This is a genomic window from Pseudomonas sp. CFII64, from assembly GCF_000416235.1.
Lineage (GTDB): Bacteria > Pseudomonadota > Gammaproteobacteria > Pseudomonadales > Pseudomonadaceae > Aquipseudomonas.
The window spans coordinates 39,031-60,626 of sequence record NZ_ATLO01000044.1 but is presented as its reverse complement, the minus strand read 5'-3'; the positions used below and the strand labels follow the sequence as shown (position 1 = coordinate 60,626).

Below are 21,596 nucleotides of genomic sequence, written 5' to 3'. Positions count from 1 at the left end.
CTTTTGATGAGTCTGCCAATAACCCGGAGCTAAACCTGCGCGTACTGGCCCCGACCTAGCTGGATGGGAAATACACCTAAATGAACACTACTAACAGCACCGCCTACAACTATCAGGTGGTCCGCCAGTTCGCCATCATGACGGTGGTCTGGGGAATCCTTGGCATGGGATTAGGTGTCTTCATCGCCTCACAACTGGTGTGGCCTGATTTGAACCTCGGCCTTGAATGGACGACGTTTGGACGCCTGCGCCCGCTGCACACCAACCTGGTGATCTTCGCCTTCGGTGGCTGTGCTTTGTTCGGCACCTCCTATTACGTCGTGCAGCGAACCTGCCAGACGCGGCTTATCTCCGACAGCATGGCGGCCTTCACCTTCTGGGGCTGGCAAGCGGTGATTCTCGGCGCAATCATCACCTTGCCGCTGGGCTATACGACCACCAAGGAATACGCCGAGCTGGAATGGCCGATTGCCATTTTGCTGGCCATTGTCTGGGTGACCTACGGCGCGGTGTTCTTCGGCACCATCGTCAAGCGCAAGACCAAGCACATCTACGTCGGCAACTGGTTCTACGGCGCATTCATCGTCGTCACCGCGATGCTGCACATCGTCAACCACATGTCGCTGCCGGTCAGCCTGTTCAAGTCGTATTCGGCTTACTCGGGTGCCACCGACGCCATGATCCAGTGGTGGTACGGCCACAACGCGGTAGGATTTTTCCTGACCACGGGCTTTCTGGGGATGATGTACTACTTCGTTCCCAAGCAGGCCGAACGTCCGATCTATTCTTATCGCCTGTCCATCGTGCACTTCTGGGCGTTGATCACCCTGTACATCTGGGCCGGTCCGCACCACTTGCACTACACCGCACTGCCGGACTGGGCACAGTCGCTGGGCATGGTGATGTCACTGATTCTGCTGGCGCCAAGCTGGGGCGGCATGATCAACGGCATGATGACCCTGTCGGGCGCCTGGCATAAGTTGCGCACCGACCCGATCCTGCGTTTTCTCGTGGTGTCCCTGGCGTTCTACGGCATGTCGACCTTTGAAGGCCCAATGATGGCCATCAAGACCGTCAACTCGTTGTCCCACTACACCGACTGGACCATCGGTCACGTTCACGCCGGTGCCTTGGGCTGGGTGGCGATGATTTCCATCGGCGCGCTGTACCACATGATCCCGAAAGTCTTCGGTCGGCCGCAGATGCACAGCATCGGTCTGATCAACGCGCACTTCTGGCTCGCCACCATCGGCACGGTGTTGTACATCGCGTCGATGTGGGTCAACGGCATTACCCAGGGCTTGATGTGGCGTGCGATCAACGACGACGGCACCTTGACCTACTCGTTCGTAGAAGCCTTGCAAGCCAGCCATCCGGGTTTCATCGTCCGGGCAGTGGGCGGTACATTCTTCGCCAGCGGCATGCTGTTCATGGCTTACAACGTATGGCGAACCGTCCGTGCTTCCGACCCGGTTGAAGCAGACGCCGCCGCCCAGATCGCTGTCGTTGGAGCTCACTGATGAAGCATGAAGTCGTCGAGAAGAATATTGGCCTGCTGGCTTTCTTCATGGTTATCGCCGTCAGCATTGGCGGCCTGACCCAGATCGTGCCGCTGTTTTTCCAGGATGTAACCAACAAGCCGGTCGAGGGCATGAAGCCGCGTACCGCGCTGGAAGTCGAAGGTCGCGATGTGTATATCGCCAACGGCTGTGTCGGCTGCCACTCGCAGATGATTCGTCCGTTTCGCGCCGAGACCGAACGCTACGGTCACTACTCGGTTGCCGGGGAAAGCGTCTGGGATCACCCGTTCCTGTGGGGTTCCAAACGCACCGGCCCGGACCTGGCGCGAGTTGGCGGGCGTTACTCTGATGACTGGCACCGCGCGCACTTGTACAACCCGCGCAACGTTGTGCCTGAGTCGAAAATGCCTGCCTATCCGTTCCTGGTCGAGAAAAAACTCGACGGCAAGGACACCGCGAAAAAACTCGAAGTCTTGCGCACCCTCGGCACGCCTTACACCGACGAAGATATCGCCGGCGCCCAGGCAGCGGTGAAAGGCAAGACCGAAATGGACGCACTGGTGGCCTACCTGCAAGGCCTTGGCACCATTATCAAAAGCAAAAGGTGATCTTGATGGATATCGGGATGATTCGAGGCCTTGGCACCTTGGTGGTGATGGTGGCCTTTATCGGTCTGGCGCTCTGGGTGTTCAGCCCTCGGCGCAAGTCAGAGTTTGAAGACGCGACCTTGCTGCCCTTCGCGGATGATCCCGAAGCCATCAAGAACGTCGAGCAAGCGCAAGCTTCCAGGAGCAACAAATGAGTACGTTTTGGAGTCTGTACGTCACAGTCCTCACCCTGGGTACGATCTTCGTCCTGACCTGGCTGTTGCTGTCGACCCGCAAGGGCCAGCGCAGCGAGGCCACGGAAGAAACCGTTGGTCATTCCTTCGATGGCATCGAGGAGTACGACAACCCGCTGCCCAAATGGTGGTTCATGCTGTTCGTGGCCACCATCATCTTTGCCCTGGGTTATCTGGTTCTGTATCCGGGGCTGGGCAACTGGAAAGGCATATTGCCGGGTTACGACTACCTGGATAACGACAAGAAGACCGAGTTCTCCAATGGCCAGTCCGGCTGGACCGGCGTTCATGAATGGGAAAAGGAACTGGCGCGCTCCGATGCGCGGTTCGGACCGATCTTCGCCAAGTTCGCAGCCATGCCGATTGAGGAAGTCGCCAAAGACCCGCAGGCACTGAAAATGGGCGGTCGCCTGTTCGCCTCCAACTGCTCGGTGTGTCACGGCTCCGATGCCAAGGGCGCCTACGGTTTCCCGAACCTGACCGACGCCGACTGGCGCTGGGGCGGCGAGCCTGAAACCATCAAGACCACCATCATGGGTGGCCGCCATGCGGTCATGCCGGCCTGGGGCGAAGTGGTCGGCGAGCAAGGCGTGCGTGATGTTTCAGCCTATGTGCTGACGCAACTGGATGGCCGAAAATTGCCGGAAGACGCGAAAGCCGATTCGGCAGCCGGACAGAAAATTTTCGCCGCCAACTGCGTGGCTTGCCACGGCCCGGCGGGTAAAGGCACGCCGGCAATGGGCGCGCCAGACCTGACGCACCCGGGGGCATTCATCTACGGTTCGAGCTTCGCGCAACTGCAGCAGACCATCCGTTACGGTCGCCAGGGCCAGATGCCTGCTCAGGAAGCGATGCAGGGCAATGACAAGGTTCACCTGCTGGCCGCTTACGTTTACAGCCTTTCCCACGGGGAAAAAACCGAAGAAGCCAAGTAGCCTTTCACGGTCGATTCGGCGATTTGAAACAGCCCCATCAAGCAATTAGATGGGGCTGTTTCATTTCAGCCATCCTGGCCTATCGTTGAATATCGATGACCGCTTCGACCGCTCTGCTGCGCCAGTCATTGCCCGTGACCGTGCTGACGGTAAGTGACCGCAAATCAGCTGAAAACTCGGCGGTGAGGTAGGTCTGCTGCGAGGCCGAGCCACTGAGGAATACCGGAACAGTGCCGAAGGTTGCCCTGGCCAGGTGAGCGCCCAACGACTCGTGAAGGTGGCCGGCAAAAACGGCGGTCACACGGTAGCGCTCGATCAATGCCCTGAAGCGGTCACGCTCGTAAAAGTCGCCCTTCCAGTCATGGGTGTTGTGCATATTCACAATGATCACCTTGCCTTGGGCCCGCGCGGCTGCAAGATCTTTTTCCAGCCACTCAAAGGCATCATTGATTCTGAAACCCAGCCGATTGAACGTCAGCAAAGAGCCCGAGGTGAAGTCAACCGAGTAACTCGGTTCATTGTTCAGTTGCACCACATGAACATCGCCGAATGCTTTGGAATAGGCAAGGCTGCCGAAATAGGTCAGAACGCCGTCGACGTCCCGCGCCGCAAGATCCATTTCGGTTTTGGTCCAATACCGGTCTATCAACGCCTGCACACTGCCAGCGGCGCAATTGTTCAACAAACAGTCATTCACATTGTTGGCGTAGTCATGATTGCCCAGGCCAAAATCGTAAACACCTTCGAGTCTGCTTGAGATAAGTGGGAATACCACATCCCGTTCAGAGGCATGACCGTAGGCCGTCATGTCGCCGTTGATCATTACAGGCACCGCAGCCGAACCACCGTGGGCTTTTCGGTAGTCGGCCACGTTGGCGTATTGCGCTTCGATCAGCTGTCTTGAGCGAGCGTTTCTTGTTGCGCTGCTTTCGTCTTCCCCGCTGTCGCTTTTTTCGGTCCACGGGTACTGCGGGTCCGACGTAAATACCCAGTTCAGCGGCGTGGGTCCGTTAGCCTGGGCCAGCGGCACAAAGGACGCGAGCACAGCGGCCACAGCCACCCAGTTGATAATTGAGCTGTTCATTGAAATCCCTTTCTTAACGTTTGGAGGTTACGAAATCATCCATTGATTTCGTGTTTAAGCTTAATCGACAGCATCGGGAATACCATTGAGGCCAACCCGAAACGCTCTACAAATGGTGTAGGAAGTCAGATGTTAATTGGCGGACTAATGGTCAATAGCCGTAAGTTTTTTACAAACGGGTACAACCGCACTGTCGCGTCGGCAAGACCACTCCGACAATGCCGTGATCGGCACGAAGAATGGCCACAAATCGGCCAATTCCTTGATCTGAATCAACACCGATCAAAATTGCCTACACTAAGAATCGTCGCCACCCAACGCGGCCAAAGGTCGCACCCTTCCAGCGAGTCTGAAGGCGTATCATTGACGCCATAACAGCACTCTTCTGACCACAGTCGGCATGTACTGACTGAGGCATTTTTCCACTGCCGTGGGATGCACCGATGAGCAATCAGATTCCCGTACACAATGTCACGCCGCCACCGAAAAACGATAACAACACGGTGGACCTCTATGCTGCGCGCGAAAAAATCTATACCCGTGCCTTCACCGGCCTGTTCCGCAATCTGCGCATGGTCGGCGGCGGTCTGCTGTTCCTGATTTATTTCGGAACGGTGTGGCTGAACTGGGGCGGGCATCAGGCGGTGTGGTGGAACCTGCCGGAGCGCAAGTTTTACATTTTCGGCGCAACGTTCTGGCCGCAGGATTTCATCCTGCTGTCGGGCATTCTGATCATCAGCGCCTTCGGCCTGTTCTTCATTACCGTCTACGCCGGACGCGTCTGGTGCGGCTATACCTGCCCGCAAAGCGTCTGGACCTGGATTTTCATGTGGTGCGAGAAAGTCACCGAAGGTGATCGCAACCAGCGTATCAAGCTCGACAAGGCACCGATGAGTGCCAACAAATTCGCGCGCAAACTGGCCAAGCACACGCTGTGGTTGCTGATCGGTCTGGTGACCGGCCTGACCTTCGTCGGCTACTTCGCGCCGATCCGCGACCTGACCGCCGAATTGCTCACCGGCCAGGCCGATGGCTGGGCCTATTTCTGGATTGGTTTCTTCACCCTCGCCACCTACGGCAACGCCGGATGGCTGCGCGAGCAAGTGTGCATTTACATGTGCCCTTACGCGCGTTTTCAGAGCGTGATGTTCGACAAGGACACGCTGATCGTCTCCTACGACCCACGTCGCGGCGAGAAACGTGGCACGCGCAAAAAAGAAGCGGACTACAAAGCTCAGGGCCTCGGCGATTGCATTGACTGCACGATGTGCGTGCAGGTCTGCCCGACCGGGATCGACATTCGCGACGGCCTGCAGGTGGAGTGCATTGGTTGCGCGGCCTGTATCGACGCCTGCGACACCATCATGGACAAGATGAACTACCCGCGCGGCTTGATCAGCTACACCACCGAGCACAACCTGTCCGGCCAGGTCACCAACAAGCTGCGGCCCCGCCTGATTGGCTATGCGCTGGTATTGCTGGTGATGATCGGCCTGCTGGCATCAGCCTTCTTCATGCGTTCGCTGGTGGGCTTCGATGTCAGCAAGGACCGCGTGTTGTACCGGGAAAACGCTGAAGGTCGGATCGAGAACGTCTACAGCCTTAAAGTCATGAACAAGGATCAGGTCGACCACACCTACATTCTCGATGCCACCGGCCTGCCGGATCTGAAGCTGCAAGGGCGTCGTGAATTCAAGGTCGCGGCAGGTGACATCTTCACCATGCCGGTGGAATTGTCGAGCGCCCCCGAGAAGCTGCCGTCGAGCACCAACGAGGTCACCTTCATCCTTCAGGACGCCGATAACGGCGGCACCCACGCTGAAACCAAGAGCCGCTTCATTGGCCCGCAAGTACGTTAAAACCAGTTAATAGCGAAGTATCAATAGAGAGTCAGCCATGTCTGTCGCAACTGCTTCAAGCCCCTGGTACAAGCACATCTGGCCATGGATCATCATTGCGATCCTGGCGTGCTCGGTGACTTTGACCTTGTCCATGGTGACCATTGCCGTGAACAACCCGGACAATCTGGTCAACGACAACTACTACGAGGCCGGCAAAGGCATCAATCGCTCCCTCAACCGCGAGTTGCTGGCCCAGACCCTCAAGCTGCGCGCCAGCGTGCACCTGGATGAACTGACCGGCGAAGCCGAGTTGCGCCTGAGCGGCGACAGCCAGCCGCAAACCGTCGAACTGAACCTGATTTCACCGACCCAGCCGGAAAAGGATCGCAAGATCATCCTGACCCGCAGCCCTTCGGATGCCGGACGCTACATCGGCCAGTTGAGCGACAAGGTCGAAGGCCGTCGCTTCGTGGAACTGCTGGGTGTGCAGGACGGCCAGACCTGGCGCCTGTTCGAAGAGGAACAAGTCAGCCACGACAAGGACCTGGCCTTGGGCGACGAGCCGATTCAAGGCGCTGAAGATTTGAAGAATTGACTTGAGAGTGGCGAGAACCCGCTGGAGCGAGGGATGACTCAACCAACCCCCTGCTACCACTGCGCCCTGCCCGTCCCGGCCGGTAGCCGTTTTACCGCTGTCGTGCTCGGGCAATCGCGGGAGATGTGCTGTCCTGGCTGTCAGGCCGTGGCCGAAGCCATTGTCGCGGGCGGTCTGGAAAGTTATTACAGCCACCGCAGTGAAGCCTCGGCCAACCCCGAAACCTTGCCGGTGCAGCTGGTCGACGAACTGGCGCTGTATGACCGTCCCGACGTGCAGGCGCCCTTCGTTCGCCATGACGGCGAGCTGTCGGAAACCACGTTATTGATGGAAGGCATCAGCTGCGCGGCATGCGGCTGGTTGATCGAAAAACACCTGCGCAGCCTGCCGGCGGTGGCCGAGGCGCGTCTGAACCTGTCCAATCATCGCTTGCATGTGCGCTGGGCCGACAGCCAGTTGCCTTTGAGCCAGGTACTCAGTGAACTGCGGCATATCGGCTACGTCGCTCATCCGTATCAGGCTGATCGCGCGGCCGAGCAACTGGCCAGCGAGAATCGCCTGGCCTTGCGCCAACTGGGGGTCGCCGGCCTGCTGTGGTTCCAGGCGATGATGGCAACCATGGCCACCTGGCCGGAATTCAACATCGATCTCAGCCCCGAGATGCACACCATCCTGCGCTGGGTCGCGCTGTTCCTGACCACGCCGATTGTGTTCTACAGCTGTGCACCGTTTTTTCGCGGCGCCATGCGTGACCTGCGCACCCGGCATCTGACCATGGACGTCTCGGTATCGCTGGCCATTGGCAGTGCTTACATCGCCGGCATCTGGACCGCGATCACCGGCAATGGCGAATTGTATTTCGACGCGGTTGGCATGTTTGCGCTGTTCCTGCTGACGGGTCGCTATCTGGAACGCCGGGCGCGGGAACGCACCGCCGCCGCGACGGCGCAACTGGTCAACCTGCTGCCCGCCTCGTGCCTGCGTCTGACGGCTGACGGCCAAAGCGAACGCATCCTGCTCAGTGAATTGCGCTTGGGTGATCACGTGCTGGTGCATCCCGGTTCGGTGCTGCCGGCAGATGGCCGCATTGTCGAAGGACAGTCCAGCGTCGATGAGTCATTGCTGACCGGCGAATACCTGCCGCAGCCTCGGCAATCCGGCGATGCGGTCACTGCCGGCACGCTGAACGTTGAAGGTGCCTTGACCGTTGAAGTGTTGGCGCTGGGGCATGACACGCGCCTGTCAGCCATCGTCCGCCTGCTGGAACGAGCCCAGGCAGACAAACCGCGCCTGGCGGAAATCGCTGACCGCGCGGCGCAATGGTTCCTGTTGATTTCGCTGATTCTGGCGGCAGCCATCGGCTTGCTCTGGTGGCAAATCGATCCGTCCCGGGCGTTCTGGATCGTCCTCGCCATGTTGGTCGCCACGTGCCCGTGCGCCCTGTCACTGGCGACCCCGACGGCGCTGACCGCAGCCACTGGCACGCTGCATAAACTCGGTCTGTTGCTGACCCGTGGCCATGTGCTGGAAGGCTTGAATCAGATTGATACGGTCATTTTCGACAAGACCGGAACCCTCACCGAAGGCCGCCTGGTATTACGCAGCATCAAAACCCTGGCCAAGCTGGATGCGGACACATGCCTGAGCCTGGCCGCAGCCCTGGAAAATCGCTCCGAACATCCCATCGCCCGAGCATTCGGGCGCGCACCGGTCGCGGCGGAAGAGGTGCATAGCCAGCCGGGATTGGGGCTCGAAGGTGTGGTTGGCGGACAGCGGCTGCGCATTGGTCAGCCCGAATTTGTCTGCACCCTCAGCACCAGCGCAATTCCACTGATGCCCGATGATGCAGGCCAGCATTTGTTGCTGGGCGACAGTAACGGGCCGCTGGCCTGGTTCATCCTTGATGACCGCTTGCGCGACGATGCTTTCGAATTGTTGCAGGCCTGCAAGGCCCGTGGCTGGAAGACGCTGTTGTTGTCGGGGGACAGCTCGCCGATGGTCGCCAGGGTCGCAGCGGAACTGGGCATCGACGAAGCGCAGGGCGGCTTACGTCCGGACGACAAACTGGCGGTGTTGCAGCAGTTGCACAGCCAGGGCCGCAAGGTGTTGATGCTGGGCGATGGCGTCAACGACGTACCGGTGCTGGCTGCCGCCGATATCAGTGTCGCCATGGGTTCGGCCACCGATCTGGCAAAAACCAGCGCCGATGCGGTGTTGCTGTCCAATCGTTTGCAGGCGCTGGTCCACGCCTTTAGTCTGGCGCGCCGTACCCGCCGGGTAATCATCGAGAATCTGTTGTGGGCCGGGTTGTACAATGGCCTCATGTTGCCGTTCGCGGCGCTGGGCTGGATCACGCCAGTCTGGGCGGCTATCGGCATGTCGGTCAGTTCGTTGACCGTGGTGCTCAATGCCTTGCGCCTCACGCGAATGCCAGGCGTTCAGACGCCAGCGGTTGCCATTACCCGTCCGTTGCCGACATGAACCGGCGACCGGCTTCGGAGGCTTTATGCCAGCGCTCTACATCATGATCCCGGCGGCACTGCTCATCGTCGCCATCGCCATCTACATTTTCTTCTGGGCCGTGGACAGCGGCCAGTACGACGACCTCGACAGCCCGGCCCACAGCATCCTGTTCGACGACCAGGATCCGAATCATCAGGCGGCGGTGGACGAGGCGGCGCATAAGGGACAGCAGCAGGCCAAGGATCAACCGCATGTTTGATATGAGTCCTGTTGGAGCGAGGCTTGCCCGCGAAGGCGATAGTGCGACCCACGTATATGCATTGAATGAACCGGCCTCTTCGCGGGCAAGCCTCGCTCCAACGGGTTTAACCGGCTTTGCCCGCGCATGACTGACCTCGCCCCGCTCCTCGTTTCGGCGGTCATCCTCGGCCTGCTGGGCGGCGGGCATTGTCTGGGCATGTGTGGCGGCTTGATGGGCGCGCTGACCCTGGCGATTCCCAAAGAGCAACGCAGCCGACGCTTCCAGTTGCTGTTGGCCTATAACCTGGGCCGCATCCTGAGTTACGCCACTGCCGGGCTGCTGATCGGCATGGCCGGCTGGGCGGTGGCCAACAGTCCCGCTGCCATGGTGCTGCGTGTCATCGCCGCGCTGCTGTTGATTGCCATGGGTTTGTACCTCGCCGGCTGGTGGAGTGGCCTGACGCGCATTGAAAGCCTCGGTCGCGGCCTGTGGCGACACATTCAGCCGGTTGCGAGCAAACTGCTGCCCGTGTCGAGCCTGCCCAGGGCAATGTTGCTGGGCGCGCTCTGGGGCTGGTTGCCGTGCGGATTGGTCTACAGCACGTTGTTATGGTCAGCCAGCCAGGGCAATGCGCTGGACAGTGCGCTGTTGATGCTGGCATTCGGCTTGGGAACCTGGCCGGTGCTGCTGGCGACAGGCCTGGCTGCCGAACGAATGACGGCCTTGCTGCGCAAGCGCGGGGTGCGCATGGCCGGTGGTGTGTTGGTCATTCTGTTCGGTATCTGGACTTTGCCTGGCCCACACCAACATTGGCTAATGGGGCATTGACCCACATCAACACCAAAATGAGTTGCCTTCCCTAGACTGACCGGCACTGCCAGTCTATTCGGGGAACGCCCGCATGCTCGACGCAATTCAATGGGATTCTGATCTGATTCGCCGCTACGACCTGGCGGGGCCGCGCTACACGTCCTACCCCACAGCCGTGCAATTTCAAACACAAGTGGGAGCGTTCGACCTGCTCCACGCCCTGCGCGACAGCCGCAAGGCCATGCGCCCCTTGTCGCTCTACGTCCACATCCCGTTCTGCGCCAACATCTGTTATTACTGCGCCTGCAACAAAGTCATCACCAAGGATCGCGGCCGGGCTCAGGCCTACATGCAGCGCCTTGAGCACGAGATCCAGATGATCGCCTGCCACCTGGATCCGGGTCAGGTGGTGGAGCAACTGCATTTGGGTGGCGGCACGCCGACGTTCCTCAGCCATGACGAGCTGCGCCAGTTGATGGCCCAGCTGCGCAAGCATTTCAATCTGCTGGACGACGACTCGGGCGACTACGGCATCGAAATCGACCCGCGCGAGGCCGACTGGTCGACCATGGGCCTGTTGCGCGAGCTCGGCTTCAATCGGGTCAGCCTTGGCCTGCAAGACCTTGATCCGCAGGTTCAGCGCGCCGTCAATCGCATGCAAACCCTGGAAGAAACCCAGGCCATCATCGAAGCGGCGCGCACCCTGCAATTTCGTTCGGTGAATATCGACCTGATCTACGGCCTGCCCAAGCAAACCCCTGATGCCTTCGCCCACACCGTCGACGAAGTCATCGGCCTGCTGCCGGACAGGCTATCGGTATTCAACTACGCGCACCTGCCGGAACGCTTCATGCCGCAGCGCCGTATCGAAGCCGCCGACCTGCCGTCACCGGAAAACAAGTTGCGGATGCTTGAGCAAACCATCGGGCAGCTGACCAAGGCTGGTTACCGGTATATCGGCATGGACCACTTTGCCCTGCCCGATGACGAGCTCGCGGTGGCCCAGGAAGAATTGACCCTGCAACGCAACTTTCAGGGTTACACCACCCATGGCCATTGCGACTTGATTGGCCTGGGCGTATCCGCCATCAGCCAGATCGGTGATCTGTACAGCCAGAACAGCAGCGACCTCAGCGATTATCAGAACCTGTTGGCCAGCGATCAACTGGCCACCAAACGCGGGCTGATCTGCACAGAAGACGATCGCGTGCGCCGGGCGGTGATTCAGCAGTTGATCTGCCATTTCAGCCTGGACTTCGCCGATATCGAAACCGAATTCGCGATTGATTTCCGCGCTTACTTCAGCGAGCTGTGGCCCGAGTTGGCGACCATGGCCACCGACGGCTTGATCGAGCTGAACGCCGAAGGCATTCGGGTCATGCCTGCCGGGCGCCTGTTGGTGCGGTCGGTGTGCATGGTGTTTGACGCGCATCTTTCGCAGCAGAATCGCCAGCGCTTTTCACGGGTGATCTGAGCGGATGCCTGCACGATTGCCAGCGACAGGCAGGGAGCTACATCTTGGCCAGGACCAGCATGCTGGCTTTCATTTTGTCAGCCGAACCGAGCTTGAGCTTGCTCATGACCGCCGACAAATCCGACGTGGTGTTGCTGATCTGCCGCTGGTAAATCGCCGACACCGTTTGCAGGGCCGAGACTTTGGCCTGACGCATGTCCGGAGTCAGGTACTTGTCCTTCATGGCGGCCTGCAACTCTTTCTCCAGCCGGTCCATGCCTTTCTGGGATTCGCGCACGGCGGTAAGGATTTTCTGCACTGAATCCGGCAGACCGCTTTCGGCGATGTCGGGATTGGCGGAACGCGTCAGAGCCGCTCGGGCCTGACCCGCTGCGGACAAGGTGACTTGCACGCTATCGCTGGTTTTGGTCGGGGTGTCGGCAGCCGGTTCGCTGGCGCTGGTTTTCGCAGGCTTATTGGCGCTGATAAACGCGTTGCTGATGGCGGTAAGTGTTGGTGACCACATGAGTGTAAACCCCTGATCGGAATGCCAATGATCCCAGAACTATCGGCCCGATCAGCCAAAGCTTGATGCCAGGCCTTGTAATGGCGCTGGCCGGATGCGCTGCCACTGAGTTACCCTTATAACTTATGTGTGTTTTCCCACAAGGATTAAACCAATGTCCGAGCCAGTCAAGTTGCGTGCTCATACCCAGGCTCACTGCAAGGATTGTAGCCTGGCGCCCCTTTGCCTGCCACTTTCCTTGAACCTCGAAGACATGGACGCGCTTGACCAAATCGTCAAGCGTGGCCGCCCGTTGAAAAAAGGTGAGTTCCTGTTCCGTCAGGGCGACACCTTTGTCTCGGTATACGCCGTACGCTCCGGCGCGCTGAAGACGTTCAGTATCAGCGACGGCGGTGAAGAACAACTGACCGGCTTCCATCTGCCCAGCGAACTGGTGGGCATGTCGGGCATGGATTCAGAGGCTTACCCGGTATCGGCACAAGCGCTGGAAACCACATCCGTCTGTGAAATTCCGTTCGAACGCCTGGATGAACTGTCGGTGCAGTTGCCGCAGCTGCGTCGCCAGTTGATGCGGGTCATGAGCCGGGAGATTCGCGACGATCAGCAAATGATGCTGCTGTTGTCGAAGAAAACCGCCGATGAACGCATCGCGACGTTCCTCGTCAACCTGTCCGCCCGCTTCCGCGCACGGGGTTTCTCGGCCAACCAGTTCCGCCTGAGCATGTCGCGTAACGAAATCGGCAATCACCTGGGCCTGGCGGTGGAAACCGTGTCCCGGGTGTTCACGCGCTTCCAGCAGAACGAACTGATTGCGGCCGAAGGCAAGGAAATCCGGATTCTCGATCCGATCCAGCTGTGCGCGCTGGCTGGCGGCGCTATCGAAAGCTGAACAGGTTGCAAGAGTGCGATCCAGAGCGCGCGGCGATAGACTAGACGCGCTATTCACCCCTGCCCTGGATCACCTTTTATGACTGTCGACGAATTCAACTTCAAATCCCTGATCCGCCCGGTTGTGGACTTTCCCAAGCCAGGCGTCATCTTTCGGGACATTACCCCGCTGTTCCAGTCGCCCAAGGCCACGCGCCTGATCATGGACAGCTTCGTCCAGCGCTACATCGACGCCGACTTCACGCACATCGGCGCGATGGATGCCCGGGGCTTTCTGATCGGCTCGATCATCGCCTACGAGCTCAACAAACCGTTGATCCTGTTCCGCAAGCAAGGCAAGCTGCCTGCCGACGTCTTGTCCGAGGCGTACCAGACCGAATACGGCCAGGCGTACCTGGAAGTTCACGCAGACAGCCTGTGTGAAGGCGATTCAGTGGTGATGTTCGATGACCTGATCGCGACTGGCGGCACCTTGATAGCGGCAGCCAACCTGATCCGCCGCATGGGTGCCGAAATCCATGAAGCCGCAGCGATTATCGACCTGCCTGAACTGGGCGGCTCACAACGCCTGCAAGCCATGCAGATCCCGACGTTCTGCCTGACCGAGTTTGGTTTGGCCGAGTAACGAGGTCATACCATTGGAGCGAGGCTTGCCCGCGAACACGCCTTCGCGGGCAAGCCTCGCTCCAACGGATACCAGGCGAACTACAACGCTATCGGCTTACGCCCCGCAAACGAATGCGCCAACGTGCCGCCGTCCACCAGCTCCAGCTCGCCACCCAGCGGTACGCCATGGGCGATGCGGGAGGTGATCAGGCCCTTGTTGGCAAGCAGCTGCGCGATGTAATGCGCCGTGGCTTCACCTTCCACTGTGGGGTTGGTGGCCAGGATGACTTCGGTGAAGGTGCCTTGCTCGGTGATGCGCGTCAGCAATTGCGGAATGCCGATGGCTTCCGGCCCCAGGCCGTCGAGCGGCGAAAGGTGGCCCTTGAGCACGAAATAGCGTCCGCGAAAGCCCGTCTGCTCCACCGCATACACGTCCATCGGGCCTTCGACCACGCACAGCAGCGTATCGTCGCGACGCACGTCGGCGCATTGCGGGCAGAGGTCGTCTTCGGTGAGCGTACGGCACAACCGGCAATGGCCGACGCCTTCCATCGCCTGGCTCAATGCCAGCGCCAGACGCGAGCCTCCGCTGCGGTCGCGCTCAAGCAGTTGCAGCGCCATACGTTGCGCGGTCTTCTGGCCGACACCCGGCAAGGTGCGCAAGGCGTCGATCAACTGGCGAATCAGTGGGCTGAAGCTCATGAGGAAAGGTCCGACAAAAACACAAGACGCGGTTTATACCCGCGCCCTGTAGGCAGCGTCAATTCACGCGTTGGAAACCTTGATCACCAACTTGCCGAAGTTGCGCCCTTCGAGCAAACCGATGAAGGCCTCCGGAGCCTGCTCCAGACCTTCCACCACATCCTCGCGAAACTTCACCTTGCCGTCAGTCACCAGCGGCAGCATTTCGGTGATGAACTCGTCACGGCGATGGCCATAGGCTTCATAGACGATAAAGCCCTGCATCAGCGCGCGCTTGGTCAGCAGCGTGCGCATCAGCAACGGAAGCTTATTCTCACCTTCCGAAACGCCTTGCGCGTTGTACTGGGCAATCACGCCGCACAGAGGAATGCGCGCTCGCGGATTGAGCAGCGGCAATACCGCATCAAAGACTTTGCCGCCGACCAGTTCGAAGTAAATATCGATACCGTTGCCGCAGGCTTGCTTGAGTTCTTCGGCAAAATGCTCGCTCTTGTGATCGATACAGGCGTCGAAACCCAGCTCATCGACGACATAGCGGCACTTCTCGGCACCGCCTGCGACCCCCACGACCCGCAAACCCTGCAACCTGGCCACCTGCCCCACCACGGAACCCACTGCGCCGGACGCCGCTGCCACCACCAGGGTTTCCCCGGCTTTGGGCTTGCCGATGTCCATCAGCCCCATGTACGCGGTCATGCCGGGCATGCCCAGCACGCCCACCGCCATCGATTCACTGGGCAGGCCTTTGGGCACCGATTGCAGCAACGTGCCGTCACTGATGCTGTGGGTCTGCCAGCCGGTCTGACCGACCACCAGGTCGCCCGGCTTGAAGTCAGGATTACGCGACTGCTCGACCACGCTCACCGCGCCACCTTCCATGACGGCGTCGATTTCCACCGGATCGGCGTAGGACGGCGCGTCGCTCATGCGGCCGCGCATGTACGGATCCAGCGACAGATAAAGTGTGCGCAGTTGCACCTGACCGTCTTCCAGATCGGGCAGTGCTTCACGCTCAAGACGAAAGTTTTCCGGGGTTGGCGCACCGTTCGGACGCGAGGCCAGCACGATGCGCTGATTGAGGATTAATTCTTGGGTCATCGCAGGGATTCCTTGGTGATGATTTCCACGGGTATGCAGAGCAGACCGTCGTGCAGGGCCAGCGTTCGGTCGGATTAGCCTGCGCCAGCCCGTTACACGTCACGCAGAAACAAAAATGCCAGGCACTGGGCCTGGCATTTTCGACACGCGGGTTCAATCAGAACGGCAGTTTCATGCCTGGCGGCAATTGCATGCCAGCCGTCATGCCTGCGGTTTTTTCCTGGCTGGCCTGTTCGATCTTGCGCACCGCGTCGTTGACGGCGGCGGCGATCAGGTCTTCCAGTACTTCCTTGTCTTCCTGCATCAGGCTGTCATCCAGATTGATGCGCTTGACGTCATGGCGACCGGTCATCACCACGCTCACCAGGCCTGCGCCTGATTGGCCGGTCACTTCGGCGTTGGCCAATTCTTCCTGCATCTTGGCCATTTTTTCCTGCATCTGCTGTGCCTGCTTCATCAGGCCGGCCATGCCACCTTTCATCATGGGATATCTCCTCGCAAATCGATGTAGTTATCTGACGCGGCACAGTTGGGCGCCACGCTGTCTGTTAAAGAGTCTGAGCCACCGGGGCATCTACAGGTTTAATCGTATCCTCCCGGATCACCGCGCCAAACTGTTGCAGCATCTGCTGGATGAACGGATCACCGTGGATCGACGCCTCGGCCTGCCGTTGACGCTCGCCGCGCAGACGCGAAGCTGCCTGGGCCGGGGTTTCCTGCTCAGGCTTGATCAACTCGACACGCAAGTTGAGGGTCCGGCCGCTGAACTGATTCAACGCGTCGTTCAGGCGACGATGCTGAGTCGCGTTGTACAGCGCGCTGTGCGCAGGGTCCAGATGCAGCAGCCAATCGTCGCCGTCCATTGCGATCAACGTACAGTTGGCGGCGATGCTGCCCGTCATGCCCGAAATCGGCAGTTTGAGGAACATCTGCAGCCATTCCAGCGCCAGACCGGTTGCCGGATTCAATGCCGGAGCCGGTTCTGTTTCGACCTCTTCGGCGACGCTTTCGTGCGCCAGCTCGTCAAGATAACTGTAGGACGCCGGATCGATATCCACATCCGGCTCGACATAATCGTCGTCCATCGGCGGTTCGTCGTCGCGATCCATGGGCGCAGGCACGTAGGCGTGCTGCGGGATCGCTTCCATGGCCGCGATCTCTGGCGGCGCTGTTGCAACTTCAGGCGCATCAGGCACCGGTGTCGCGGGTGCCGGAGTCGGCATCGGCGTCAGCTCGGGCTGCTCGGGCTGCTCGGCCACGGTATCGAGCACCGGTTCCGGAACGGATTCCTGAACGGGAGCGGGCTCGGCTTCCGGGTCGGTCTGAATCTCTTCCGCCAGTTCTATGGCTGGCGGCGCTGCCTTGGGCTCGTTCCACGGCAGGTCAACTTCTGGCGCGGGCGCAGCTTCGATCACCGCTGCAGCTGGTTTTTCAACCACAGGCTCAAGCACGGGAACGACAGCAGAAGCCGTTATTACCGGTGCGACAATTGCCGCACCGGCCACTGTTGGTCGGGAATCAACTGTGGCCTGATTGATCCCCACTGACTTTAACGGCTGTCTCGGCGCATCCAGACTGTCCGCAGGCCGGAACGCCAGCATGCGCAGCAGGACCATTTCAAAGCCGCCGCGCGGATCAGGCGCCAGAGGCAGATCGCGACGGCCGATCAGGCCCATCTGGTAATAAAACTGTACGTCTTCGGCGGGCAACGCCTGGGCCAGCGCCAGTACGCGATCACGATCACCATGCCCGTTATCGATCGCTTCGGGCAGTGCCTGGGCGATGGCGACGCGGTGCAGCACATTGAGAATTTCCGAGAGCACGCCGTTCCAGTCCGGGCCCTGCTCGGAGAGATGGCGCACCGCTTCCAGCAAACTGCGGGCGTCGCCATCGATCAACGCGGTCAGGACGTCGAACACCTGACCATGATCCAGCGTTCCGAGCATGGCGCGCACGTCGGTGGCCATGACTTTACCTTCACCGAAGGCAATCGCTTGATCGGTCAGGCTCATGGCATCGCGCATCGAACCATCGGCGGCGCGACCCAGCAGCCACAGCGCATCGTCTTCGAATGGCACGTTTTCCACGCTGAGCACGTGAGTCAGATGCTCGACCACGCGCTCAGGGGTCATGTTCTTCAGCGAGAACTGCAGGCAGCGCGAGAGGATCGTTGCCGGCAGTTTTTGCGGATCAGTGGTCGCCAGAATGAATTTGACGTACGGCGGCGGCTCTTCGAGGGTCTTGAGCAGTGCGTTGAACGAATGACTGGACAGCATGTGCACTTCGTCGATCAGATAGACCTTGAAGCGTCCGCGACTGGGCGCGTACTGCACGTTATCCAGCAGTTCACGGGTGTCCTCGACCTTGGTGCGGCTGGCGGCGTCGATTTCGATCAGGTCGACAAAGCGGCCTTCATCGATTTCCCGGCATACCGAACACACCCCACACGGCGTCGAAGTAATGCCGGTTTCGCAGTTCAGGCATTTGGCTATGATCCGCGCTATCGTTGTTTTACCCACCCCGCGCGTGCCGGTGAACAGATAGGCATGGTGCAGCCGCTGACTGTCCAGCGCATTGATCAGGGCCTTCAACACATGAGTCTGGCCGACCATTTCGCGAAACGAGCGCGGACGCCATTTACGTGCAAGAACCTGATAACTCATCGAAAACCGTCGCAACTGGGAAGCGGAAGACCGCTAATGCTAGCGGAGCAGGGGCAAAATTGCATCTGGTGTCATTTCTTATCTTCCCTTGCCCCTCAAATGAATGTCACATCGGCCGATAAGCTGGCTATTATCAGCCTCATATTGCTCACCCTGAAGGCTGCATGCGCGAACTGGTCTTGAGCATTTTGCTGGTGGTTTCCAGTTCCAGCTTCGCCGCTGAGACGCCCCTGCGCTTCTCTATCGCCGACAGCTGGTCAATGCCGCTGGTGAATATCGTCAACAACCAGCCCAATGACGGGATTCTGTTCGACATCATGCAGAGCCTCGCGGCGCAGGTCGGGCGTACTGCCGAATATCACGTGCTGCCCCGACTGCGCGTTCAGGCGGCGCTGGAGCGCGGCGAAGTCAATGTCCGGTGCTACGCGGCGCAGGCCTGGACGGCGGGGCTTTCGGGGGATTACACCTGGAGCCTGCCGATCCTGATCCAGCGCGACGTGCTGGTCACCGTGAATCAAGACCGCAGCATCACCGGGCCCGCACAACTCCCGCCGGGCGAAGTGGTCGGTGCAGTCCTGGGTTATAGCTATCCGGTGCTGCAACCCTTCTTCAACCGCCAAGAACTGATTCGCGAAGACGCCCGTAACCAGGACCAGGTCCTGAAGAAACTGGCGGTCGGGCGCTATCAATATGCAGTGGCCAATAAAATGGCTCTGGACTGGTACAACCGCAACAATCCCGGCGACCCACCGCTGCGCGCCGTGACTCAACTTACCGAGCAACCGGCAGGCTGCATTGTGCGCAACGATCCGGATATTCCGGTGCAGCGCCTGTTGCGCGTGCTAGTGCGCATGTCGGTATCCGGCGAGTTGCAGCGCATCATCGATAAATACACCGCGCCCTTGCCCGCAGCGGGCATCTCACTGTCGCAATAACGTCATACAGCCTCGCTAGGCTCCTGCGAAACATCCTGCAACACTTTCGCAGCGAGCATCCATCAGCATGAGCGACCACCCGGACGACACCACCAAACCCGACGTCAGCAGACGGCGCTTCCTCGGCGGCGTCGCCGTGTTGGGCGCCAGCGCGACGCTTGGCAGCTACGTAAAAGCCGACGCGCTTGGGACTGCAGCGACAATGCCACCGCTCAGCGGCGCAGCGCTGGACAAGGCACTAAGCGACAACGTGAAAACCGTGGTGGTGATTTACGCCGAGAATCGCAGCTTCAACAATCTGTTCGGCAACTATCCGGGGGTGGAAAAGCCGCTCTCCGCGCTCAAGCCCGAGGATTATCAGCAGCGTGATCGTGACGGCTCGCTGCTGCAAAGCCTGCCGCCCGCCTGGGGCGGCGTGTTGCAGGTGGGACCGCAGACCGTCGATGGCGTCACCTATCCGGTTGGCGGCCAATTCCAGGAAAACCTGACCAACGCACCCTACCCGCTCAAAGGACTGGATGGCGAGGACTTGCCGTTCGGCCTGGTGACCAGGGACTTGTGGCATGTGTTCTATCAGAATCAGATGCAAATCAACGGCGGCAAAAATGACCGCTTCGTCGCCTGGGCCGATGCGGGCGGCTTGACCATGGGCCATTACGCGCAAAGCCAGTATTCGTTGCGCCTGTGGGACGTCGCCAAGGAATTCGTGCTGTGCGACAACTTCTTTCAGGGCGCCTTCGGCGGCTCTTTCCTGAACCACCAGTACCTGGTTGCAGCCACTGCGCCGTTCTATCCGAGCGCTGCAACTTCAGTGGCGAAATCGCAGATCGCCGCACTGGAAAGCGACAACCCCCGCGACACACGGCTCAAACCGCTGGAGAAATCCCCCGCCAGCGCCATGACCGGGCCACCGCAATTCGGCCCCAGCGCGCTGACGCCAGACGGCTATGGCGTCAACACGCTGGCCCCACCGTATTGGCCAACCTGGCTGCGCGACCCGGAAAAACCGGACTACTCCAAACCGGACCTGCCTAACGTGCTGGTGCCACAAAGCCATGAACACATCGGCGACAAGCTGAGCCAGAAAAATGTCGACTGGGCGTGGTACGCCGGTGCCTGGCAAGTCACCCTCGACCAATTCAAGGATTCCACCGGCATCCCGAAGATCCCCAACTTTCAGTACCACCACCAGCCATTCAACTACTTCGTCCAGCAAGGTCCGCAGAACCCGGCTGAACGCAACAAGCGCCTGCGCGATGGCGGTCTTGGCGATGAATCGCGCAGCAATAAATTCCTCGCCGACGCCGAAGCCGGGAAATTGCCGGCGGTCACGTTCTACAAACCGCAGGGCAATCTGAACATGCACGCCGGCTACGCCGATATCGCCGCTGGCGACCGGCACATCGACCGCGTCATCAAGGTGCTGCGCAACAGCCCGCAATGGCCAAACATGGTGATCGTCATCACCGTGGATGAAAACGGCGGCTGGTGGGACCATGTTGCGCCGCCCCAAGGCGACCGCTGGGGACCGGGCTCCCGCGTGCCGGCGTTGGTGGTTTCGCCGTTCGCCCGCAAAGGCACGGTGGATCACACGGTGTACGACACCGCCTCGATCCTGCGTCTGATTACACGTATTCACGGCCTGGAAAAGCTCAACGGCCTCCAGGAGCGGGACAACGCGATGATCGCGCGTGGCCAGGCGCCAATGGGCGACTTGACCAACGCGCTGCAATTTCCCACATAAGGAGCTGACAACTCTGTCGGCTGCCGAGGCAAGCAGCCGACTTGTGCCTTATGTCCCAAGCGTATTCCTTACAAGGTTCCAATAATCTTGCAAGGAATGCAGGTATGAACCTGGCAACAGCAACCCATCCGACCTCAACTCTCAAGGATCGCGACAGCACTGATCTGATCGTCGTCCACTGCTCGGCGACCAAAGCCTCAGCCGACATCGGCGTGCGCGACATCACCCAATGGCATATCCAGCGCGGCTTCGACACTGTCGGCTACCACTTCGTCATCCGCCGCAACGGCGAGCTGGAAAACGGTCGCCCGGAACACACCATGGGCGCCCATGTGCGCGGACACAACGCTAACTCCATCGGCATTTGTCTGGCAGGCGGCGTGGATGCGAACAACAAGCCCGAGAACAACTTCACCCCGGAACAATTCGCCACGCTGCAAGCCCTGCTGAGCAAACTCAAGGCACGTTATCCGCAGGCGCGGATTCTGGGCCATCGCGACCTGTCACCCGACAAGAACGGCGACGGCAAAATCACCCCGAACGAGTTCATCAAGGCGTGTCCGTCGTTTGATGTGGCGCAGTGGTTGAAGAACCTGTAGATACCGGATGACCGGCTTTAGCCGGGAGGAGGCAGGTACATTCGCAGCAATT

The 21,596-nt window shown here is 59.8% G+C and carries 21 protein-coding genes; 15 read left to right on the top strand and 6 right to left on the bottom strand.

Going from position 1 to position 21,596, the window contains the following annotated elements; all coding sequences use genetic code 11:
• Positions 1–80 precede the first annotated feature (80 nt).
• The 4 genes from ccoN to ccoP are packed head-to-tail and all read left to right on the top strand — an operon-like array spanning position 81 to position 3,296.
• Complete coding sequence (gene ccoN / locus CFII64_RS20850) at positions 81–1,520, top strand: cytochrome-c oxidase, cbb3-type subunit I (RefSeq protein WP_020292823.1); 1,440 nt, start codon at positions 81–83, stop codon at positions 1,518–1,520.
• Entirely contained in the window at positions 1,520–2,128 is a 609-nt protein-coding gene (gene ccoO / locus CFII64_RS20845; RefSeq protein ID WP_020292822.1) for a cytochrome-c oxidase, cbb3-type subunit II, read from the top strand. Before ccoN ends, ccoO begins: the two co-directional genes overlap by 1 nt.
• Positions 2,129–2,133: 5 nt before the next feature.
• Positions 2,134–2,322, top strand: coding sequence for a CcoQ/FixQ family Cbb3-type cytochrome c oxidase assembly chaperone (locus tag CFII64_RS20840; protein WP_020292821.1), 189 nt, complete (start codon positions 2,134–2,136; stop codon positions 2,320–2,322).
• Positions 2,319–3,296 carry a cytochrome-c oxidase, cbb3-type subunit III gene (ccoP, locus tag CFII64_RS20835; RefSeq protein ID WP_020292820.1) on the top strand — a complete coding sequence of 326 codons (978 nt, stop codon included), beginning with the start codon at positions 2,319–2,321 and terminating at the stop codon, positions 3,294–3,296. The genes CFII64_RS20840 and ccoP overlap by 4 nt, the downstream gene beginning before the upstream one ends.
• 79 nt (positions 3,297–3,375) lie before the next feature.
• Here the strand turns inward: ccoP and CFII64_RS20830 are convergent, their stop codons facing one another.
• Positions 3,376–4,380, bottom strand: a complete 1,005-nt coding sequence (locus CFII64_RS20830; RefSeq protein WP_020292819.1) for a metallophosphoesterase — start codon at positions 4,378–4,380, stop codon at positions 3,376–3,378.
• A 443-nt stretch (positions 4,381–4,823) separates the two neighbouring features.
• Between CFII64_RS20830 and ccoG the strand changes: the two genes are divergently transcribed.
• The 6 genes from ccoG (at position 4,824) to hemN (ending at position 11,804) form a co-directional block, all read left to right on the top strand.
• Positions 4,824–6,239 (top strand): cytochrome c oxidase accessory protein CcoG, encoded by a 1,416-nt coding sequence (gene ccoG, locus CFII64_RS20825; RefSeq protein WP_020292818.1) that lies wholly within the window; start codon positions 4,824–4,826, stop codon positions 6,237–6,239.
• Positions 6,240–6,276: 37 nt separating this feature from the next.
• Entirely contained in the window at positions 6,277–6,816 is a 540-nt protein-coding gene (locus tag CFII64_RS20820; RefSeq protein WP_020292817.1) for a FixH family protein, read from the top strand.
• A gap of 33 nt (positions 6,817–6,849) precedes the next feature.
• Positions 6,850–9,297, top strand: a complete 2,448-nt coding sequence (locus CFII64_RS20815) for a heavy metal translocating P-type ATPase (RefSeq protein ID WP_044901593.1) — start codon at positions 6,850–6,852, stop codon at positions 9,295–9,297.
• A 25-nt stretch (positions 9,298–9,322) separates the two neighbouring features.
• Entirely contained in the window at positions 9,323–9,538 is a 216-nt protein-coding gene (ccoS, locus tag CFII64_RS20810; RefSeq protein ID WP_020292815.1) for a cbb3-type cytochrome oxidase assembly protein CcoS, read from the top strand.
• Between the two features lie 126 nt (positions 9,539–9,664).
• Positions 9,665–10,348 carry a sulfite exporter TauE/SafE family protein gene (locus tag CFII64_RS20805; protein ID WP_020292814.1) on the top strand — a complete coding sequence of 228 codons (684 nt, stop codon included), beginning with the start codon at positions 9,665–9,667 and terminating at the stop codon, positions 10,346–10,348.
• 73 nt (positions 10,349–10,421) lie between these two features.
• On the top strand, positions 10,422–11,804 hold the full coding sequence (gene hemN, locus CFII64_RS20800) for an oxygen-independent coproporphyrinogen III oxidase (protein WP_020292813.1): 1,383 nt from the start codon (positions 10,422–10,424) through the stop codon (positions 11,802–11,804).
• A gap of 37 nt (positions 11,805–11,841) precedes the next feature.
• Here the strand turns inward: hemN and CFII64_RS20795 are convergent, their stop codons facing one another.
• Entirely contained in the window at positions 11,842–12,309 is a 468-nt protein-coding gene (locus tag CFII64_RS20795) for a hypothetical protein (protein WP_020292812.1), read from the bottom strand.
• 154 nt (positions 12,310–12,463) lie between these two features.
• Here CFII64_RS20795 and fnr point away from each other — a divergent pair, with 154 nt between their 5' ends.
• Both fnr and CFII64_RS20785 read left to right on the top strand, forming a co-directional pair.
• Entirely contained in the window at positions 12,464–13,198 is a 735-nt protein-coding gene (gene fnr, locus CFII64_RS20790; protein ID WP_020292811.1) for a fumarate/nitrate reduction transcriptional regulator Fnr, read from the top strand.
• 78 nt (positions 13,199–13,276) lie between these two features.
• The gene (locus CFII64_RS20785; protein ID WP_020292810.1) at positions 13,277–13,822 is read left to right on the top strand and encodes an adenine phosphoribosyltransferase; all 546 of its coding nucleotides are present in this window, start codon (positions 13,277–13,279) and stop codon (positions 13,820–13,822) included.
• An 80-nt stretch (positions 13,823–13,902) separates the two neighbouring features.
• Here CFII64_RS20785 and recR read toward each other — a convergent pair whose 3' ends face one another.
• The 4 genes from recR to dnaX form a co-directional block, all read right to left on the bottom strand.
• On the bottom strand, positions 13,903–14,505 hold the full coding sequence (gene recR / locus CFII64_RS20780; RefSeq protein ID WP_020292809.1) for a recombination mediator RecR: 603 nt from the start codon (positions 14,503–14,505) through the stop codon (positions 13,903–13,905).
• A gap of 63 nt (positions 14,506–14,568) precedes the next feature.
• On the bottom strand, positions 14,569–15,603 hold the full coding sequence (locus CFII64_RS20775; RefSeq protein WP_020292808.1) for an NADP-dependent oxidoreductase: 1,035 nt from the start codon (positions 15,601–15,603) through the stop codon (positions 14,569–14,571).
• Positions 15,604–15,760: 157 nt separating this feature from the next.
• A complete protein-coding gene (locus tag CFII64_RS20770) occupies positions 15,761–16,087 on the bottom strand; it encodes a YbaB/EbfC family nucleoid-associated protein (protein WP_020292807.1) in 327 nt (108 codons plus the stop codon).
• A gap of 64 nt (positions 16,088–16,151) precedes the next feature.
• Entirely contained in the window at positions 16,152–18,266 is a 2,115-nt protein-coding gene (gene dnaX / locus CFII64_RS20765) for a DNA polymerase III subunit gamma/tau (RefSeq protein WP_020292806.1), read from the bottom strand.
• Positions 18,267–18,430: 164 nt separating this feature from the next.
• On the opposite strand from dnaX, the gene CFII64_RS20760 reads away from it, so the two are divergent.
• The 3 genes from CFII64_RS20760 (at position 18,431) to CFII64_RS20750 (ending at position 21,544) form a co-directional block, all read left to right on the top strand.
• Positions 18,431–19,201, top strand: coding sequence for an ABC transporter substrate-binding protein (locus CFII64_RS20760; protein WP_020292805.1), 771 nt, complete (start codon positions 18,431–18,433; stop codon positions 19,199–19,201).
• Positions 19,202–19,268: 67 nt separating this feature from the next.
• Entirely contained in the window at positions 19,269–20,945 is a 1,677-nt protein-coding gene (gene acpA / locus CFII64_RS20755) for an acid phosphatase (RefSeq protein WP_020292804.1), read from the top strand.
• 104 nt (positions 20,946–21,049) lie between these two features.
• Positions 21,050–21,544: an N-acetylmuramoyl-L-alanine amidase gene (locus tag CFII64_RS20750; protein WP_020292803.1), complete on the top strand. Its 495-nt coding sequence runs from the start codon at positions 21,050–21,052 to the stop codon at positions 21,542–21,544.
• Positions 21,545–21,596 lie beyond the last annotated feature (52 nt).

Bases quoted from the DNA above. Each gene is read 5' to 3' on its own strand.
- recR (WP_020292809.1), bottom strand. From the start codon at position 14,505: ATGAGCTTCAGCCCACTGATTCGCCAGTTGATCGACGCCTTGCGCACC.
- CFII64_RS20750 (WP_020292803.1), top strand. From the start codon at position 21,050: ATGAACCTGGCAACAGCAACCCATCCGACCTCAACTCTCAAGGATCGC.
- CFII64_RS20775 (WP_020292808.1), bottom strand. From the start codon at position 15,603: ATGACCCAAGAATTAATCCTCAATCAGCGCATCGTGCTGGCCTCGCGT.
- acpA (WP_020292804.1), top strand. From the start codon at position 19,269: ATGAGCGACCACCCGGACGACACCACCAAACCCGACGTCAGCAGACGG.
- CFII64_RS20760 (WP_020292805.1), top strand. From the start codon at position 18,431: ATGCGCGAACTGGTCTTGAGCATTTTGCTGGTGGTTTCCAGTTCCAGC.
- CFII64_RS20840 (WP_020292821.1), top strand. From the start codon at position 2,134: ATGGATATCGGGATGATTCGAGGCCTTGGCACCTTGGTGGTGATGGTG.
- fnr (WP_020292811.1), top strand. From the start codon at position 12,464: ATGTCCGAGCCAGTCAAGTTGCGTGCTCATACCCAGGCTCACTGCAAG.
- CFII64_RS20770 (WP_020292807.1), bottom strand. From the start codon at position 16,087: ATGATGAAAGGTGGCATGGCCGGCCTGATGAAGCAGGCACAGCAGATG.
- CFII64_RS20815 (WP_044901593.1), top strand. From the start codon at position 6,850: ATGACTCAACCAACCCCCTGCTACCACTGCGCCCTGCCCGTCCCGGCC.
- CFII64_RS20785 (WP_020292810.1), top strand. From the start codon at position 13,277: ATGACTGTCGACGAATTCAACTTCAAATCCCTGATCCGCCCGGTTGTG.
- ccoP (WP_020292820.1), top strand. From the start codon at position 2,319: ATGAGTACGTTTTGGAGTCTGTACGTCACAGTCCTCACCCTGGGTACG.
- CFII64_RS20795 (WP_020292812.1), bottom strand. From the start codon at position 12,309: ATGTGGTCACCAACACTTACCGCCATCAGCAACGCGTTTATCAGCGCC.
- CFII64_RS20830 (WP_020292819.1), bottom strand. From the start codon at position 4,380: ATGAACAGCTCAATTATCAACTGGGTGGCTGTGGCCGCTGTGCTCGCG.
- hemN (WP_020292813.1), top strand. From the start codon at position 10,422: ATGCTCGACGCAATTCAATGGGATTCTGATCTGATTCGCCGCTACGAC.
- ccoO (WP_020292822.1), top strand. From the start codon at position 1,520: ATGAAGCATGAAGTCGTCGAGAAGAATATTGGCCTGCTGGCTTTCTTC.
- CFII64_RS20820 (WP_020292817.1), top strand. From the start codon at position 6,277: ATGTCTGTCGCAACTGCTTCAAGCCCCTGGTACAAGCACATCTGGCCA.
- ccoS (WP_020292815.1), top strand. From the start codon at position 9,323: ATGCCAGCGCTCTACATCATGATCCCGGCGGCACTGCTCATCGTCGCC.
- CFII64_RS20805 (WP_020292814.1), top strand. From the start codon at position 9,665: ATGACTGACCTCGCCCCGCTCCTCGTTTCGGCGGTCATCCTCGGCCTG.
- ccoN (WP_020292823.1), top strand. From the start codon at position 81: ATGAACACTACTAACAGCACCGCCTACAACTATCAGGTGGTCCGCCAG.
- dnaX (WP_020292806.1), bottom strand. From the start codon at position 18,266: ATGAGTTATCAGGTTCTTGCACGTAAATGGCGTCCGCGCTCGTTTCGC.
- ccoG (WP_020292818.1), top strand. From the start codon at position 4,824: ATGAGCAATCAGATTCCCGTACACAATGTCACGCCGCCACCGAAAAAC.